This window comes from Synechococcus sp. MIT S9507, from assembly GCF_047304715.1.
Lineage (GTDB): Bacteria > Cyanobacteriota > Cyanobacteriia > PCC-6307 > Cyanobiaceae > Synechococcus_C.
Genome location: NZ_CP138970.1, coordinates 1987775 through 2002475, shown reverse-complemented (window position 1 = coordinate 2002475; position 14701 = coordinate 1987775). Strand labels below are relative to the sequence as shown.

The window sequence follows — 14701 nt, the reverse complement described above, 5'->3', positions numbered from 1 at the left end:
GGGCCGAAAGGCGTTCAACAAAGATGGAACGATCTCTCCGCCACCAACAACAGCGGAGTGACGCCCAAACCTAAGGGCCTCTGCCCGTAACGCTTGCCTCCATGGCCCATTCCAGCTCCCGTCCTCAGGCCCTGCCACCGCTGCGAAATCTGCTCGTGGTGGGCGGTGGTGGCCGTGAACAGGCTCTGGCCTGGGCCTTGCGCCGCTGCCCGGGCATTGAAGCGGTCTGGATCACTCCCGGAAACGGAGGAACCGAAGACCTCGACGACTGCCGCTCGCTGACCATCCCGGAACAGGATGCCGAGGGGCTGATCAAGGCCTGTCGGCAGCAGGCGATCGATCTGGTGGTGATCGGCCCGGAAGCCCCATTGGCCGCCGGTGTGGCCGATCGTCTGCGGGAAGAAGGTCTGGCGGTGTTTGGACCAGGCGCCGATGGAGCTCAGCTCGAAGCGAGCAAGGCGTGGGCCAAGACTTTGATGCGGGAAGCGGGCATCCCCACCGCAGGGCACTGGACAGTGGCAAGCGCCATTGAAGGACTGGAGCTGCTGGAACAGCTGCAACGGCCACTGGTGGTGAAAGCCGATGGCTTGGCAGCCGGCAAGGGCGTCACCGTGGCCGAAACCCTCGAACAGACCGCAGCAGCGATCCGTGACGCCTTTGCGGGACGCTTCGGCTCCGCCGGTGAACGACTTGTTCTTGAGGAACGGCTTCAGGGGCCTGAGGTGTCGGTGTTTGCGTTGTGCGATGGAGAGCGCATGGTGCTCTTGCCGCCGGCTCAGGACCACAAACGGCTGCTTGAAGGTGACCGGGGACCGAACACCGGAGGCATGGGCGCCTATGCCCCCGCACCGTTGCTTGATCAAGACGGGCTCAGTCAGGTGCGACAGCTGGTGCTCGAACCAACCCTGAAGGCCCTGAAGGATCAGGGAATCCAGTACAGAGGCGTGATCTATGCCGGTCTGATGCTGACCCAGGAAGGTCCTCAGGTGATCGAATTCAACTGTCGTTTCGGTGATCCTGAATGCCAGACACTGATGCCTTTGCTCGGTCCGGAACTCGCGCAGGTTCTCCAGGCCTGTGCCCTCGGCTGTCTGGATCAGGCACCTGAACTCTCGGTGTCCCAGACGTGCAGCGCCTGCATCGTCGCCGCCGCCGAGGGCTACCCCGAGTCGCCGCGCAAGGGGGATGTGATCGAGCTGCGGTCGGATTCCGACAGCCGGCGCCAACTGTTTCATGCCGGTACGTGTCGACAGGAAAATGGCCAGGTGCTGACCGCGGGCGGACGGGTGCTGACGCAGGTCGCCCAGGCGGAGGACTTTGATCTGGCCTTTGCCAGGGCCTACGAAGCCCTTGAACTGGTGTGCTTCAAGGGAATGCAGTTCCGGCGCGACATCGGTCATCAAGTGCGCCGGTCCTAGTCTCGGAGTATGTGCTCCGGCGGAATGGCCAGCGATCCAGCCACTGCTCAGAACAAGGCCACTAACGAGGCCACTGCGGAATGGGCAACGCGAGTCGCCGGAGCTGAGCAGACGACCAGAAGGGGATTGTGGCCGCAGGCTCGGGCCTGGTGGGCTGAATTCAGCCTTCAGACCAAGCTGCTGGCCGTGGCCACCCTTGTGGTGAGCCTGATGATGACGGGCATCACCTTCTTCGCACTGAACGGCATTCAGCGCGATACGGCGATGAACGACACCCGCTATGCAAGGGACCTGGGTCTGTTACTGGCTGGCAATGTCAGCGAACTCGTGGCGGAAGGGCGTGACCGCGAACTCGCCAATGTCACGGAAACCTTCTGGCGCTCGAGCCGAAGCCTCCGATACATTTTTTTCGCGGATCCTGACGGCATTGTCTATCTGGGCATTCCCGTCAGCGGCAGTGATGACGCAAGCAATGCGGATCTGCGCCTGAGCCGACGTCTGGAACTGCCTGATGAACTGCGCAACCGCACTCAGAATCCGCTGGTCCGCCAGCACGCGACTCCCCAGGGCCAGGTCACGGATGTGTTCGTCCCGCTGGTGGAGAACAACAACTACCTCGGCGTGCTGGCTCTGGGCGTGAACCCCAACGAAACCGCTCTCGCCAGCGCCGCCCTCACCCGGGAAGTGACGGTGGCGGTTTTCATCTCCATCTGGGTTCTGGTGATTCTGGGGGCTGTTTTCAACGCCTTGACCATCACGCGTCCGGTCAAGGAACTGCTGAGGGGTGTCCGATCCATCGGTGATGGTGACTTCCGGGCTCGCATCGGCCTGCCGATGGGTGGCGAACTGGGGGAACTTCTCGACGGCTTCAACGCCATGGCCTCACAGCTGCAGGACTATGACGCCGCAAACATCGAGGAACTGCAGGCAGCTCAGGTCAAGCAGGCATCGCTGATCGCCACCATGGCCGACGGTGCGGTTCTGCTCGATGGGGCTGGACGCATCGTTCTGGTCAATCCGACGGCGCGACGCCTGTTCCGCTGGGAAGGTCGCAATCTTGAAGGGCAGGATTTTCTCAATGAGCTGCCGGAACTGCTGTCCGTTGAACTGCATGAGCCGCTCGATGCCGTGTTCTCCAAAGAAACGGACACCAACGAGCTGCGCAGCAGTGTCGGAGACCCACCGAGGACTCTGCGTTTCGTGATCCAGGCCGTCCGCGAGCCAAGCGGCGACACACTCAAGGGCATTGCTGTCACCATCCAGGACCTCACCCGTGAAGTGGAGCTGAATGCGGCACAGAGCCGTTTCATCAGCAACGTCTCCCATGAACTGCGCACACCGTTGTTCAACATCAAGAGTTACGTGGAGACTCTCCACGACATGGGAGATCAGCTCAGCGAAGAGGATCGGAAGGAATTCCTGGGCGTTGCCAATTCGGAAACGGATCGCCTCACCCGCCTGGTGAACGATGTTCTCGATCTCTCCAGGCTGGAGTCCAATCGAGTCGTTCAATTCTCTGCGGTTGATCTGAGGCCCGGCCTGGAGCAAACCCTGCGCAGCTACCAGCTCAATGCCAGCGACAAGCAGGTTGAGCTGAGCCTCGAAGCCGACCGCGAGCTTCCCGATGTTCTGGGCAATTGGGACCTGATTCTGCAGGTGCTCGACAATCTGGTCGGCAATGCTCTGAAATTCAGCCGCAGCGGTGGCCGTCTGATGATCAGGGCCTACACCTGGCCCGACAGCTGCCAGATGACACCATCGGACCCAAACAGCGGCAGCAACGATGGGCCCACCTGCATCCTGAGCTCACCACTTCCGAAGATCCGTGTGGAGGTGTGCGACACCGGCTACGGAATCAGTGAGGAAAGCCAGCAGCGTATTTTTGAGCGCTTCTATCGGGTTGAAAATGCTGTGCACACTGAGGTGGGCACTGGACTGGGGCTGTCGATCGTCCGAGGCATTCTCGAGAAGCACGGCAGCATGATCTGCATGGCCAGCGAGCTGGATGTGGGAACCACCTTCTGGTTTGAACTGCCTCTGGCACAGGAAGATCCCGAAGAGCTGAGGTGGAGAGCCGAGCGTCAGAGTGAGGACGAACGGCTGGCGTTGACTCCGAGAGCAGAGACCTGATCAGTCGTCGGCTGCCACTCCACGGGCAATGCGCGAGAGCTCACTGCGCTCATCCGTCATGAAACGGTGCGGTACGCCGGAAATAATCCTCTCGAAGTTCGAGAAGGAATCCTTGATCTGCGGACCGTTGCCGGTGATCACGAACTCGCGGATTCCCTTGTCGTGCCAGGAACCACGCATTTTGAACACATTGACGGCTCGAGCCATTTCTCCACGGATCTCCACGTACTGCAGCAGCAGGATCGTGTCGGTGATGGTGGAGATATGCGAATCGGTGATCGAATGACTGCCCATGAACTCCTCGGAGGTGTTCGTGAAGAAGCCAGCGATCTCCTCCTGTTTCGCATAGCCGGTCACACCGATCACGAATTGTCGGAAGGCGTTGTGGCTGACGCCGCGGGCCAGGGCGGACAGGGAGTCAATCGCCATCCGTGAGGGCTTGAACTGACTGATCTCCGTTTTGATGATCTGGAGATGATCCTCCAGGCCCGTCGATTCCGGATAGGCACAGATGATCTTCAGCTGTCCGTCCTGCTCCATCTGTTCGAAATCAATCCCCCAGCTGGTGGCGTTGCGCAGAAGCTGGGCACGCGACTCCTCATAGGCGAACAGGATGGCGCGTTCCTTGTTGCGACAGGCATCCTCAATGAACTTGGAGACCAGCAGGGTCTTGCCGGTGCCCGTGGCGCCCGTGGCCAGGATGATCGAATCTTTGAAGAATCCTCCACCGCACATCTCGTCGAGCCGAGGCACACCGGAACTGATCCGGACATTGGAGGATCTCTGCGTGAGCCGCATCGCGCCCAGGGGGAAGATGCTGATCCCATGGGCGCCCATCGTGAAGGGGAACTCTCCCTTCATGTGAGTGGTTCCCCGGAGCTTGAGGATTTCCACGGTGCGTCTCCGGCGTTCACCTTCCAGCACGTTGCGCAGAATCACCACATTGTCGGAGACGAACTCTTCAACGCCGTAGCGAGCGATCGGCCCGTATTCATCGATGCGCTCCGTGGTCATCACGGTGGTGACACCGATTTCCTTGAGGCGAGCAATCAGACGGAAGATTTCGCGTCGAACCACAAACACAGCGTCGTACTGCTGAAACACCGCTGTGATCGAATCGATCGCCACCCGTTTCGCCTTGTATTTGCGAATGGCGTAGTTGATCCTCTCGATCAGACCGGACAGATCGAAACTGCCGGCCACATCCTGACCATCGGGATCGGGGGAGGCATCGAGAATGAACAGCTTGTCCTGTTCGACCATCTCCTGCAGATTCCAACCGAAGCTGGCGGCATTGCGGAGGATGTCGAGTGGCGACTCCTCAAAGGTGACAAAGATGCCCGGTTCGTCGAAGTGGGCAACGCCGTTGTGCAGAAAATGCAGAGAAAAGACCGTTTTGCCGGTGCCGGATGTGCCACTGATCAGCGTGCTCCGACCGATCGGAAGGCCCCCATGGCACACATCATCAAAGCCTTCGATCCCTGTCGGAAGCTTCTGAACCTGCATCTGTGGAGAACCACTGGAGCTGGAGATCTGCATAACGACGCTCTTATGGCTGCAAGGTAAGGAAAAAACGAGTCATCACCTGCGTGTGCACGGGCAGGCTTAAGAATCTGACTCGGCTGTCTCCACCTCTTCCAATGCATCCATCAGCGATGAGGTGAGGTTGTTGTCGGTGAGTTCGTCGTAGAGGAGGTCGAGACCGATGAGCACCCGCTCACGGTCGGAAAGATCACCGATGATCCGCCGGACAGGAGGAGGGAGGATCTTGGACAGCGTTGGGGTGGCGAGGATCTTGTCCTCCTCCGCAAGCTGCGGATTTTTGAGAACATCAATCACTTTGAGGGCATAAACGCCCTTGAACTCCGTTTCAAGAATGTTGCGCAGAGTCTTGAGTGCCCTCATCGAGTTCGGCGTGTTGCCGGCCACGTAGAGCTTGAGGATGTAAGTCTTGCGTGGGCTCATGGGGCCACCTCCGGATCGGTGAGAACGCGACGTTCCCCGGCCGCGGGTGTCAGAGAGACCTCGGGAGGTATCGAACGTCGATACATCTCACAGAGGTGTGCCATGACATCGAGCAGAGCGAGGCGATAGTCCTGAAGAAAATCGTTTTTATGTCCCTCAAGTCTGAGCTGCTTCCAGAAGTCGTCAATGAGATTCATGTGGATCTCCACAGCTCGGGTGATCGGAAGATCGCCGAAGAAGGCCGTGTTCACGAAACTTTCCAGTGCCTGATTGGCGGCAGCCGGATCTTTGAAGTAGCTGATCAAAAGATCTCGGTAGGTGCGTTGCAGGGACTGCACAAGGTCCCGCTGCTCATCTGGAGGCAGATTGGCGAGAAAGCGTGAAGGGTCTCGCTTGTAGAAGACACCCAGGTAGCCGAGGCGCTCCTGCAGACGACTGGACAGTTTCCAGGCACTGCCTTCCATCGCTGGCATGGCGTTCTGTTCAGCGCCGTCTTCGGGCCTGGTTTCCTTCTGGCCCTGGCGCAGAAAGCGCGAGATGGAGGCATCAACGTTGTAGCCCAGTTGCTCGAGCTGGTCTTTCGGCAGGTGGACCTCTTGAGGGTGGTAATCCACACGGCCCATCAACTCACCCACCACCACAGCGGGAAACATCAATCCCTCAACGCCCAGGGATTCACGGGTCTTTTCATCAAGAAGGCACCGCTCAATAACGACTGCATCCACCGCCTCCCGCTGGAGAGAGAGCAGTTCCACAACTCCCTCACCGGATTCCACTGCACCGAGATCAACGGGTGAATAGCGGTTCACAGGCAGCCACTGGCAGCAGATCTCAACGAGATCTCTCGTCTTGAGCAGCAAAGCAATCGTGAGTGCCGGACGAGCCATCCACTGCGACAGGGGCCTGAGCTGAATCTTGACGAAAGGGAGTGAGAAGACCGAAGATCTTTGTTTGTCTTTCGATTGCGGCTCAGGCTGAATCGGCATGTCCGAGCCTGACCGCGTCTTTCAGCACATGGCCGAAACCAGCTCCAAAACCTCCGCCGCTCCAGAGACCGGCAGTTACGCGATTGTCGAGGCCTCCGGTCAGCAGTTCTGGCTGCAGGCCAATCGTTATTACGATCTCGACCGGTTGAATGCGGAGGTCGACGCAACAGTCACTCTCGACAACGTTCTTCTGGTGAAGGATTCCAAGGGAACAACTCTTGGCAAGCCCTACGTGAAGGATGCCAGCGTTGAGCTGAAGGTGATGGCCCACCGCCGCGGTCCCAAGGTGATCGTTTACAAAATGCGCCCCAAGAAGAAGACCCGCCGCAAGAATGGTCATCGTCAGGAGCTGACCAGGGTCATGGTTCAGGCGATTTCCATCGGTGGCAAGGCCATCAGCTGATCATCCGGATCAACCCCCGCAAACGTCCTCTCTCCCCTTCCATCTCATCCCATGGCTCATAAGAAAGGCACAGGTTCAACACGCAACGGGCGCGATTCCAACTCCAAGCGTCTGGGCGTCAAGGCCTATGGCGGCGAATCCGTCACGGCCGGCTCCATTCTGATTCGTCAGCGCGGCACCTCAGTGCTGCCCGGCGTCAATGTCGGTCACGGCAAGGACGACACCCTCTTCGCACTGACCGATGGTGTTGTCAAATTCGAAACGATCCGCCGCGGCCTTCGTAACCGCAAGCGGATCAACATTACAGCGGCCGTCTGAGCAGAGAACTCCAGGCCATCACTGCTGACCTCCCGGGCTCAATGCCATTCGGGTCGTCAGGACAAGACCGATCAGGGTGAGCCCCAGAACGATCCACGTTCTGGGGCTTTGTTCATGCAGAGCATCGGCAATCTCCAGTGGCAGCGCAAGGCAAAGGACCCCGACCAGCAACCACTCTCCCCATCGGCGACCAACCCATGTGGCCCAGGCTGCCACCAGGATCAGAACGGCATAAAGACCTGAAACCAGGGCCAGGGAGATCAGACGCGTCGGCCCCAGCAGTGTTCCCTTCAAGGCCAGCGAAGCGAGGAATTGACGATCGGCATTCCCCCAGCTTTCGGCGAAATTGGAGAGCTCGGCGTAATGAAGATCCCCGAACACAGCGGCCAGGCTGACGGCGAAGAGAGCGCCTGCCAGCAACAGCTTCTTGATCACGATCAAACGAAGCAGCCAGCGACCCTGCCCGGCGATCTGCGCCATCGATCGATCTGCCTAAACCTGCTCGATCGGACGGTAGACCCTTGTCGTGATCAGCAATGGATGGAAAAGTTCGAGGAAGCGACTCTGAAGGCAACGGAAGAAGTCCTCCACAAGCTGAGGATCATCGAAATGAAAGGGATATTCGCCGTCATGTCCTTTGAAGAAATACCAGTTGAGAAGAGCCCGACCTTCTGGGGTGAGTCGGCGGTGAAACTCCCTCAGCTGCGCTGAGGGATCAGTGAGATGTTCCAGCACGTCAAGACAGACCACCGTGTCGAAACGGCGTCCGGGGAGACTGTCGAGATCGCGGTGAACGCTCAGGCGCTTCTCAAGTCCGAGGCGGGTGGCACGATCCTTCACAAACGCACGATTCTGAGGATTGAGGTCCACAAACCAGACATGCTTGACACTCTCCAGGCCTGCTGCGGCAAGAGCATGGGTGCCGATGCCACCGCCGAAATCAAGCACGTCGCCGTGAGCGAACTGCTGCTGAAGCCTCAGGGTGTCGGCGATGTAGTCGGCGCTGCTGAGATGCCAGGCCGCAAGCTCAAAAAGGTGCCCTGTGCCAACGGTGTCTTCATAGAAATCAGCAGCCCGCTCGGGGTCGAAGGCTCCCGGATGCATGGCCGCCAGGTCCTCCTTGCTCTGTGGCAGACGCTCGGCAACCTCCGCCGGTGAAAGCGACAGATAGGACGCCAGATGGTCCTTCACGGCAAAGCCGCTGTCGAGAAACTCCTGAATATCCACACCAGCGGAGGCATTGAGTGGCTTCATCAACCATCAGGACGTGATCGGGCAAACCTACGTGCGTGCCCACTTCTGCCAACGGCAGGGTGCCACAGTCGACAGCTGGATATGGCTTGCACCTTGCACGCGCCCATTGGCTTCGCCGTGATCGACAAGCCGGCTGGGCTCACCTCCCACACCTGCGTCGCTCGCATCCGCCGCGTGCTGGGCATCCGCAGGGTGGGTCATGGCGGCACTCTGGATCCGGCGGTGACCGGGGTGTTGCCGATCGCTGTCGGCCAGGCAACAAGGCTGTTGCCCTATCTGCCCGGTGAAAAGACGTATCGAGGCGTGATCCAGCTTGGGGTCACCACCAGCACCGACGATCTGCAAGGCGAGGAACTGTCCAGAGAATCAGTGCCCGATGATCTGTGCACGGAGGCACTTGATCAGGCACTCAGTCGTTTTCGCGGCTCCATTGCCCAACAGCCCCCTCAGGTCTCAGCCGTGCATGTGAATGGAGAGCGGGCCCATGCCAGGGCACGACGCGGAGAGGTGATGGACCTTCCGGCACGGCAGGTGACCATTCATCAGCTGGATCTGCTGGGCTGGGATGCCGCAAGCGAGCGGTTGAGCGTGGAAGTGCACTGCTCAGCAGGCACCTACATCCGTTCACTGGCCCGAGATCTGGGTGCAACACTCGGATGTGGAGGTTGTCTGGCAAGCCTGCGGCGGACCCAGGCCCTGGGCTTCCATGTCCACCAGGCGATCCCGCTGCCGGAGGCTCCAGAGGTGGGCGGTCAAGGCAACATGACCTTGATGCGTCCCGAACTGGCCCTGCCTCATCTGCCCAGACGCCTGCTCAGTGCCGATGAACAGATCGACTGGAGCTGTGGCCGCAGGATCAGCCTCGGCATCGCGGGCAGAGCGGATGCTGTGGTTGTTCTCAGTGAGGGGGGGCGCATGCTCGGACTCGGACTGCCCGGTGCGGAGGGTGAGTTGAAACCGAAGGTTGTGTTCGAAGCGCGGGGCTGACGATCCGATCTCGGTAATTTGCTGTATGCAGAGGGACGCCCAAGCATCCGATGGCAGGCCACAGCAAATGGTCCCAGATCAAACGAACCAAAGCGGTGGTGGATGCGAAGCGAGGTGCTGTGTTCACACGGATCGGCCGTGAAATCAGTGTGGCTGCCCGCTCTGGCAGTGACCCGGATGGCAATTTCCAGCTGCGCACGGCGATCGCCAAAGCCAAGGCAGCCGGAGTGCCGGCGGGCAACATCGAGAGAGCCATCGCCAAAGGCTCCGGCAAAAGTGGCGAGGCGGAACAGCTCGAATCAATCCGCTACGAGGGCTATGGCCCGGGAGGTGTGGCTGTGCTGGTGGAGGCACTGAGCGATAACCGCAACCGCACTGCCGCTGCTGTACGCCTGGCCTTCAACAAACATGGCGGCAACCTGGGTGAAAGCGGCTGTGTGAGCTATCTCTTCGAGCACCGCAGTGAAGTGCACCTCCGGAACCAGTTAATCAATGAGGAGTCCCTTCTGGAATCCCTGCTCACGCTGGAGGCCGACGGGTACGAGCTTCTGAATGCCGAGGAGGCCCTCGTGCATGGTCCATTCGCAGCGCTCGAATCCCTGCAGACAGGACTCCGCAATCAGGGCTGGGGGGTCGCGGAATGGGCGCACTGCTGGCACCCGCTCACCCAGGTGAGACCGGACAACGAAGAGAGTTCCCGACAGTGCCTGAAGCTGCTTGATGCATTGGAGGATCTCGACGATATCTGCAGTGTCAGCGCGAATCTCGAACTCGGCGATGATCCGAGCGAGTGCACCGATCAAAGCCACCTCCACCGGGAGTGGCGATCAGCAGCCGATCCCCTGGACTGACCTGAAGCTGCACGCAACCATCAAGCTCCTGCACCGTTCCATCAGACCTGATCAACTGAGCCTTGCCTGTTTCGCCCGGCTCTCCACCGGCCAGACCGAAAGGAGCCACCGTGCGGGAACCAGACAGCAGTGCTGCGGTCATCGGTTCCAGGAAGCTGAACTCCCTCACCAAGCCATCCCCACCAGACCAGCGACCGGCTCCACCACTGCCGCGGCGGAAGCCGAACCGTTCCAGCCTCACGGGGAATCTCTGCTCGAGAATCTCAGGGTCCGTGAGCCTGGAGTTGGTCATGTGCGTCTGCACACCGCTTGATCCGGCGAAGCCCTTGCCTGCTCCTCCGCCACCGGCGATCGTTTCGTAATACTGCCGACGTCCGTCTCCGAAGGTGAGGTTATTCATCGTGCCCTGGGCCGCGGCCATCACCCCGAGCGACGCAAACAACAGATTGCAGAGAGCCTGCGAGGTTTCCACATTGCCGCCGACCACTGCAGCCGGTTCGCTGGGGTTGAGCAGGGAGTCCTTCGGGACGATCAGGGTCAATGGCCGAAAACATCCTGCATTCAGAGGAATCGGCTCCTCGACCAGACAACGGATCACATACAGCACTGCTGCCTTGGTCACCGCCAGAGGAGCATGGAAGTTGTGCCTGCCCTGAGCACTTGTGCCACTGAAATCGAGCACGGCCTGTTGCCGCTCCCGGTCGACCTTGAGAGCCAGCTTGAGCGTTGCGCCGTTATCGAGCTCAACCTCGAAGCTCCTGTCCTTGAAACGGCGGATCAGCCGCCTGACGGTGTCTGCAGCATGGTCCTGAACATGCTGCAGATAACGCTGCACGCGCTGATGACCTTCAAGCTCCAGCAGCCGATCAAGCAGTTCAACCCCCAGGTGATTGGCGGCTGCCTGTGCCTGAAGATCTGCCCAGAGCAGCTCGGGGTCTCTCGGAGCTGAGCTGAGCCCCTGCAGGCGCTGATTCCAGCCCGAACGATCAGGCTTTCCCCCGGCGGTCAACCAGTGATTGCGCACCAGCAGGCCTTCCTCCTCAATGCTGGAGCTGAACGGAGGCATCGAACCCGGCGTCTGACCACCCACATCCGCGTGGTGACCACGACAGGCCACAAATGCGAAGGGCTCAGGATCTCCCTCCACGAAACAGGGAGTGATCGCGGTGATGTCAGGCAGATGGGTGCCGCCATGAAATGGATCGTTGCTGATCACGGTGTCCCCGGCCGCCAGGGAAGGCCTCTGACCTCGACGGATCTGCCCGAGGAGATCCTCGACCGCATCACCCATCGAACCCAGGTGCACGGGAATGTGAGGAGCGTTGGCGACAAGCGCCCCCCGGGAATCGAACAGCGCACAGGAGAAATCCAGCCGCTCCCGCATGTTCACGGAACGACTGGTCTGACGGAGCCGCTCTCCCATGCGCTCGGCGATTTGCATGAAACGGTGATGGAAGAGGCTGAGATCAACCGGGTCCGGGTCCGGGTTCTCGTCTGCACTCGCTTCACTGACATGCCCCCCGACATGGGAGCTCTCAGCACCAGTCCCGCATCCGGCCTCGAGCAGCACAATGCCACCATCCAGCAGCCGGGCCCTCCAACCGGGCTCCAAAACAATGCCCGCCGTGGGGTCCAGGATGAGCGCAGGTCCCGACAGGTGCTGATCACGCTTCAACTGCCAGCGCTCCAGCACAGGCACCTCACACCAGCCCTGCTCTTTCAGGTGAACACGAGCACGCTGAGCCGTGGCTGATGGGGTTGTCGATGGAGTGGCGGAAGCTCCGTGACTTTCGGACGTTGATTGCAGGGCGCTCTGCACCGTTGCATCCAGCACCTCCACCTCAAGGCGTTCAGCGATCAGTGGGACATGACGCGGCGGCACATAGCCGAACCGTCGACGATGGGCCTCGTCAAAGCAGGTTTCAAGCTGATGCTGGTCCAGCTCCTCAACAGCTGATGCCAGTGAGAGCATCAGCCCCTGTTCCGCCGAGGGATCTCGCAGCTCGATCCTGATCTGATGCTCCTGGGCTGCCGGGGACACAGCAGTGAGCTTCCGTAAGTCAAGGATCGCCTGATTCAGATCTGCCCTGACCATGGCTGGCAGCTGAGTCAGCAATGCCGCATCCAGGGGACGGCGGATTGACCGCTGGTGCAGCTGACGCTGACGGGCCTGCCCGAGCCCGTAGGCCGACAGCACTCCAGCCAGAGGATGCAGCAGCACCTGGAGCAGCCCAAGGGATTCGGCCAGTCGACAGGCCAGCTGCCCTGCAGCTCCGCCATAGGCGATCAACACCCCTCCACGGATGTCGTGTCCACGCATCAGGGAGACCTGCCTGATCGCTCCCGCCATAGCCTCGACGGCGAGATCCAGAGCACCTTCAGCAAGCTGCTCGGGGTCCTGACCCAGTTGTTGCATCAGCGCCTGAAACCCCTTTCTGGTCGCCTGCAGATCAGGTGGTTGATCGCGATTCGGGCCGAACACCGCAGGGAAAGCCTCCACCTGCAGTCGACCGAGAAGCAGGTGGGCATCGGTGATGGCCAGTGGCCCGCCACGTCGATAGCAGGCGGGGCCTGGTTCAGCACCAGCCGAGCGTGGCCCCACCGTCAGGCGGCCACCATCTCCGCAGATGATCGACCCCCCACCTGCCGCCACGGTATGGATCGGCAGCCGGAACGCTGTGAGCTGAAATCCAGCGATCTCGGTGACGGCATTGCGTTCCCACTCCCGGTCGGCAGCACCCGAAGGCAGGCAGAACACATCCGTGCTGGTGCCCCCCATATCCACGCCCACCAGGGCAGAAGCCCCCAGACCAGCCTGTTGTGCAGCGGCAACAGCTCCGACCATGCCGCCCGCCGGACCCGACAGAACGGTGTCTTTGGCGAGCAGTGAACTGGGTTGCTGCAGAGCTCCACTGGAGGTCATCACCCGCAATCGGGTCTGATCACCCAGAGCGGCCTGCACCTGAGCCAGATAACCCGAAAGCACAGGCCTGACGGCAGCCTCCACGAGCGTGGTCTGTCCTCTGGGAACAAGACGCGGCAGCGGACTGGCCTCATGCGAGCAGACCACCGTGCTGAACCCCACGGTTCGCATCACCTTCGCCAGAGCCTCTTCTTGCACTGGATCACGCCAGGCATGCATCAGAGCGATGGCACAACAGCGGATGCCGGCCTCGTGATGACGAACAAGCCGCTGCATGAAAGCGTCCTCGAGCCGCAGTGGCTCAAGTTCCCGGCCATCCGCGTCCAGGCGACAGTCCACTTCTTCGACGGCAGTCAGCAGTGAAGGGGGCTTGGGAATGGCTAGAGCGAAAAGATCCTGGCGATGCTGATCACCGATCAGCAGGAGGTCGGCGAGTCCGCGGTTGGTCACGAGCAGCACGGGCTCACCTGCGCTCTCGAGCAGTGCATTGGTGGCAACGGTGGTGCCCAGCCGCAGTTCCTCAATCAATTCAGGAGCAATCCGCTGCTCGGCAGCGAGTCCCATCAACTCGCGCATGGCGGCAACAGCCGGATCTCCGGGAACATCCGGCTGTTCCGAAAGCACTTTGCGCACCAGGAGCTGGCCTGAGGGATGACGCGCCACCAGATCGGTGAAGGTGCCGCCTCGGTCGATCCAGAACTGCCAGCGATTCAAGACAGCAGCGGGAGGTGAGCACAGGCCGCATCATCGACCCAGAGATGCACGTTTGAGTGGCGCTGCAGCCAGCTTGCGGGCACGTCGTCGCGGCAGGGATCAACCAGAGCTTGTCGCAGAATCTCCGCCTTGGCGGCTCCGGTCACGATCAGGTGGATCTCATCAGCGGCAAGAATTTCATCAAGACCGAGGGTGATCGCCTGCTCAGGCACCTTGTCAGGGTTGCCCCCGAATGCACCTGCGTTCTGATTCCGCGTGGCTTGCTGCAACGTCACCACGCGGCAGCGACTGCCGGCTGGTGACGGCGGCTCATTGAAACCCACATGACCATTGCCACCCAGACCGAGCAGCTGAAGACCGATTCCCCCTGCCTTGTGCAGCGCGGATCCATAGCGTCGGGCCTCCTCTGCAGGATCCCTGGCCGTTCCGTCCGGCAGCTGCAACTGACAGGAAGGCAGGTTGAGATGACAACCCAGCTGGGTTTGCATGTAGGCGGCGAAGCTGCGGCTGTCTCCGGGCGGCAGACCCACGTATTCATCAAGGTTGAAACTCAGCCAGCGGCGCTTCAACTGCTCAAGCCTGGGCGTCGGCCAACTCGCCAGACGCTGAATCAAAGCCTTGTAGAACGGTTCCATGGTTCTTCCCGTGGCCATTCCCAGCGGCTTGAAAGACTCCCTTTCAAGGGCCGTGGCGAGATGGGCGACCACATGATCCACGATCGCCTCCATCAGCAGAGGCGGCTTCTGGCGGCG

Annotated in this window: 13 protein-coding genes; 6 read left to right on the top strand and 7 right to left on the bottom strand. The window is 60.6% G+C overall.

Annotation, left to right across the window (positions count from 1 at the left end; genetic code table 11):
* Nucleotides 1-101 precede the first annotated feature (101 nt).
* Nucleotides 102-1418 (top strand): phosphoribosylamine--glycine ligase, encoded by a 1317-nt coding sequence (gene purD, locus SIB83_RS10450; RefSeq protein ID WP_413745765.1) that lies wholly within the window; start codon nucleotides 102-104, stop codon nucleotides 1416-1418.
* A gap of 24 nt (nucleotides 1419-1442) precedes the next feature.
* The gene (locus SIB83_RS10445; RefSeq protein WP_413745764.1) at nucleotides 1443-3548 is read left to right on the top strand and encodes an ATP-binding protein; all 2106 of its coding nucleotides are present in this window, start codon (nucleotides 1443-1445) and stop codon (nucleotides 3546-3548) included.
* On the opposite strand, the gene kaiC is transcribed toward SIB83_RS10445, so the two are convergent.
* From kaiC to SIB83_RS10430, 3 genes are all read right to left on the bottom strand, one after another.
* A complete protein-coding gene (gene kaiC, locus SIB83_RS10440; RefSeq protein WP_413745763.1) occupies nucleotides 3549-5087 on the bottom strand; it encodes a circadian clock protein KaiC in 1539 nt (512 codons plus the stop codon).
* Between the two features lie 66 nt (nucleotides 5088-5153).
* A complete protein-coding gene (gene kaiB / locus SIB83_RS10435) occupies nucleotides 5154-5513 on the bottom strand; it encodes a circadian clock protein KaiB (RefSeq protein WP_413405649.1) in 360 nt (119 codons plus the stop codon).
* The gene (locus SIB83_RS10430) at nucleotides 5510-6400 is read right to left on the bottom strand and encodes a circadian clock protein KaiA (protein ID WP_413747358.1); all 891 of its coding nucleotides are present in this window, start codon (nucleotides 6398-6400) and stop codon (nucleotides 5510-5512) included. Before SIB83_RS10430 ends, kaiB begins: the two co-directional genes overlap by 4 nt.
* A 127-nt stretch (nucleotides 6401-6527) precedes the next feature.
* On the opposite strand from SIB83_RS10430, the gene rplU reads away from it, so the two are divergent.
* Both rplU and rpmA read left to right on the top strand, forming a co-directional pair.
* Nucleotides 6528-6902, top strand: a complete 375-nt coding sequence (gene rplU / locus SIB83_RS10425) for a 50S ribosomal protein L21 (RefSeq protein WP_413406299.1) — start codon at nucleotides 6528-6530, stop codon at nucleotides 6900-6902.
* Nucleotides 6903-6953: 51 nt separating this feature from the next.
* Entirely contained in the window at nucleotides 6954-7220 is a 267-nt protein-coding gene (gene rpmA, locus SIB83_RS10420; RefSeq protein WP_066911218.1) for a 50S ribosomal protein L27, read from the top strand.
* 18 nt (nucleotides 7221-7238) lie between these two features.
* Here rpmA and SIB83_RS10415 read toward each other — a convergent pair whose 3' ends face one another.
* Together SIB83_RS10415 and SIB83_RS10410 are read right to left on the bottom strand one after the other, a co-directional pair.
* On the bottom strand, nucleotides 7239-7700 hold the full coding sequence (locus SIB83_RS10415; protein WP_413405647.1) for a DUF2127 domain-containing protein: 462 nt from the start codon (nucleotides 7698-7700) through the stop codon (nucleotides 7239-7241).
* Nucleotides 7701-7712: 12 nt separating this feature from the next.
* On the bottom strand, nucleotides 7713-8474 hold the full coding sequence (locus SIB83_RS10410) for a class I SAM-dependent methyltransferase (protein WP_413405645.1): 762 nt from the start codon (nucleotides 8472-8474) through the stop codon (nucleotides 7713-7715).
* An 81-nt stretch (nucleotides 8475-8555) separates the two neighbouring features.
* Between SIB83_RS10410 and truB the strand changes: the two genes are divergently transcribed.
* Both truB and SIB83_RS10400 read left to right on the top strand, forming a co-directional pair.
* Complete coding sequence (truB, locus tag SIB83_RS10405; RefSeq protein WP_413405643.1) at nucleotides 8556-9461, top strand: tRNA pseudouridine(55) synthase TruB; 906 nt, start codon at nucleotides 8556-8558, stop codon at nucleotides 9459-9461.
* A gap of 50 nt (nucleotides 9462-9511) precedes the next feature.
* The gene (locus tag SIB83_RS10400) at nucleotides 9512-10312 is read left to right on the top strand and encodes a YebC/PmpR family DNA-binding transcriptional regulator (protein ID WP_413745762.1); all 801 of its coding nucleotides are present in this window, start codon (nucleotides 9512-9514) and stop codon (nucleotides 10310-10312) included.
* Here SIB83_RS10400 and SIB83_RS10395 read toward each other — a convergent pair.
* A complete protein-coding gene (locus tag SIB83_RS10395) occupies nucleotides 10215-13949 on the bottom strand; it encodes a hydantoinase B/oxoprolinase family protein (RefSeq protein WP_413745761.1) in 3735 nt (1244 codons plus the stop codon). The genes SIB83_RS10400 and SIB83_RS10395 overlap by 98 nt on opposite strands.
* A complete protein-coding gene (locus tag SIB83_RS10390) occupies nucleotides 13946-14677 on the bottom strand; it encodes a glucosamine-6-phosphate deaminase (RefSeq protein ID WP_413747357.1) in 732 nt (243 codons plus the stop codon). The genes SIB83_RS10395 and SIB83_RS10390 overlap by 4 nt, the downstream gene beginning before the upstream one ends.
* Nucleotides 14678-14701 lie beyond the last annotated feature (24 nt).

Excerpts from the sequence above, each read along its gene's own strand:
- purD (WP_413745765.1), top strand. The coding sequence starts at position 102 with ATGGCCCATTCCAGCTCCCGTCCTCAGGCCCTGCCACCGCTGCGAAAT.
- SIB83_RS10445 (WP_413745764.1), top strand. The coding sequence starts at position 1,443 with ATGGCCAGCGATCCAGCCACTGCTCAGAACAAGGCCACTAACGAGGCC.
- kaiC (WP_413745763.1), bottom strand. The coding sequence starts at position 5,087 with ATGCAGATCTCCAGCTCCAGTGGTTCTCCACAGATGCAGGTTCAGAAG.
- kaiB (WP_413405649.1), bottom strand. The coding sequence starts at position 5,513 with ATGAGCCCACGCAAGACTTACATCCTCAAGCTCTACGTGGCCGGCAAC.
- SIB83_RS10430 (WP_413747358.1), bottom strand. The coding sequence starts at position 6,400 with ATGGCTCGTCCGGCACTCACGATTGCTTTGCTGCTCAAGACGAGAGAT.
- rplU (WP_413406299.1), top strand. The coding sequence starts at position 6,528 with ATGGCCGAAACCAGCTCCAAAACCTCCGCCGCTCCAGAGACCGGCAGT.
- rpmA (WP_066911218.1), top strand. The coding sequence starts at position 6,954 with ATGGCTCATAAGAAAGGCACAGGTTCAACACGCAACGGGCGCGATTCC.
- SIB83_RS10415 (WP_413405647.1), bottom strand. The coding sequence starts at position 7,700 with ATGGCGCAGATCGCCGGGCAGGGTCGCTGGCTGCTTCGTTTGATCGTG.
- SIB83_RS10410 (WP_413405645.1), bottom strand. The coding sequence starts at position 8,474 with ATGAAGCCACTCAATGCCTCCGCTGGTGTGGATATTCAGGAGTTTCTC.
- truB (WP_413405643.1), top strand. The coding sequence starts at position 8,556 with ATGGCTTGCACCTTGCACGCGCCCATTGGCTTCGCCGTGATCGACAAG.
- SIB83_RS10400 (WP_413745762.1), top strand. The coding sequence starts at position 9,512 with ATGGCAGGCCACAGCAAATGGTCCCAGATCAAACGAACCAAAGCGGTG.
- SIB83_RS10390 (WP_413747357.1), bottom strand. The coding sequence starts at position 14,677 with ATGGAGGCGATCGTGGATCATGTGGTCGCCCATCTCGCCACGGCCCTT.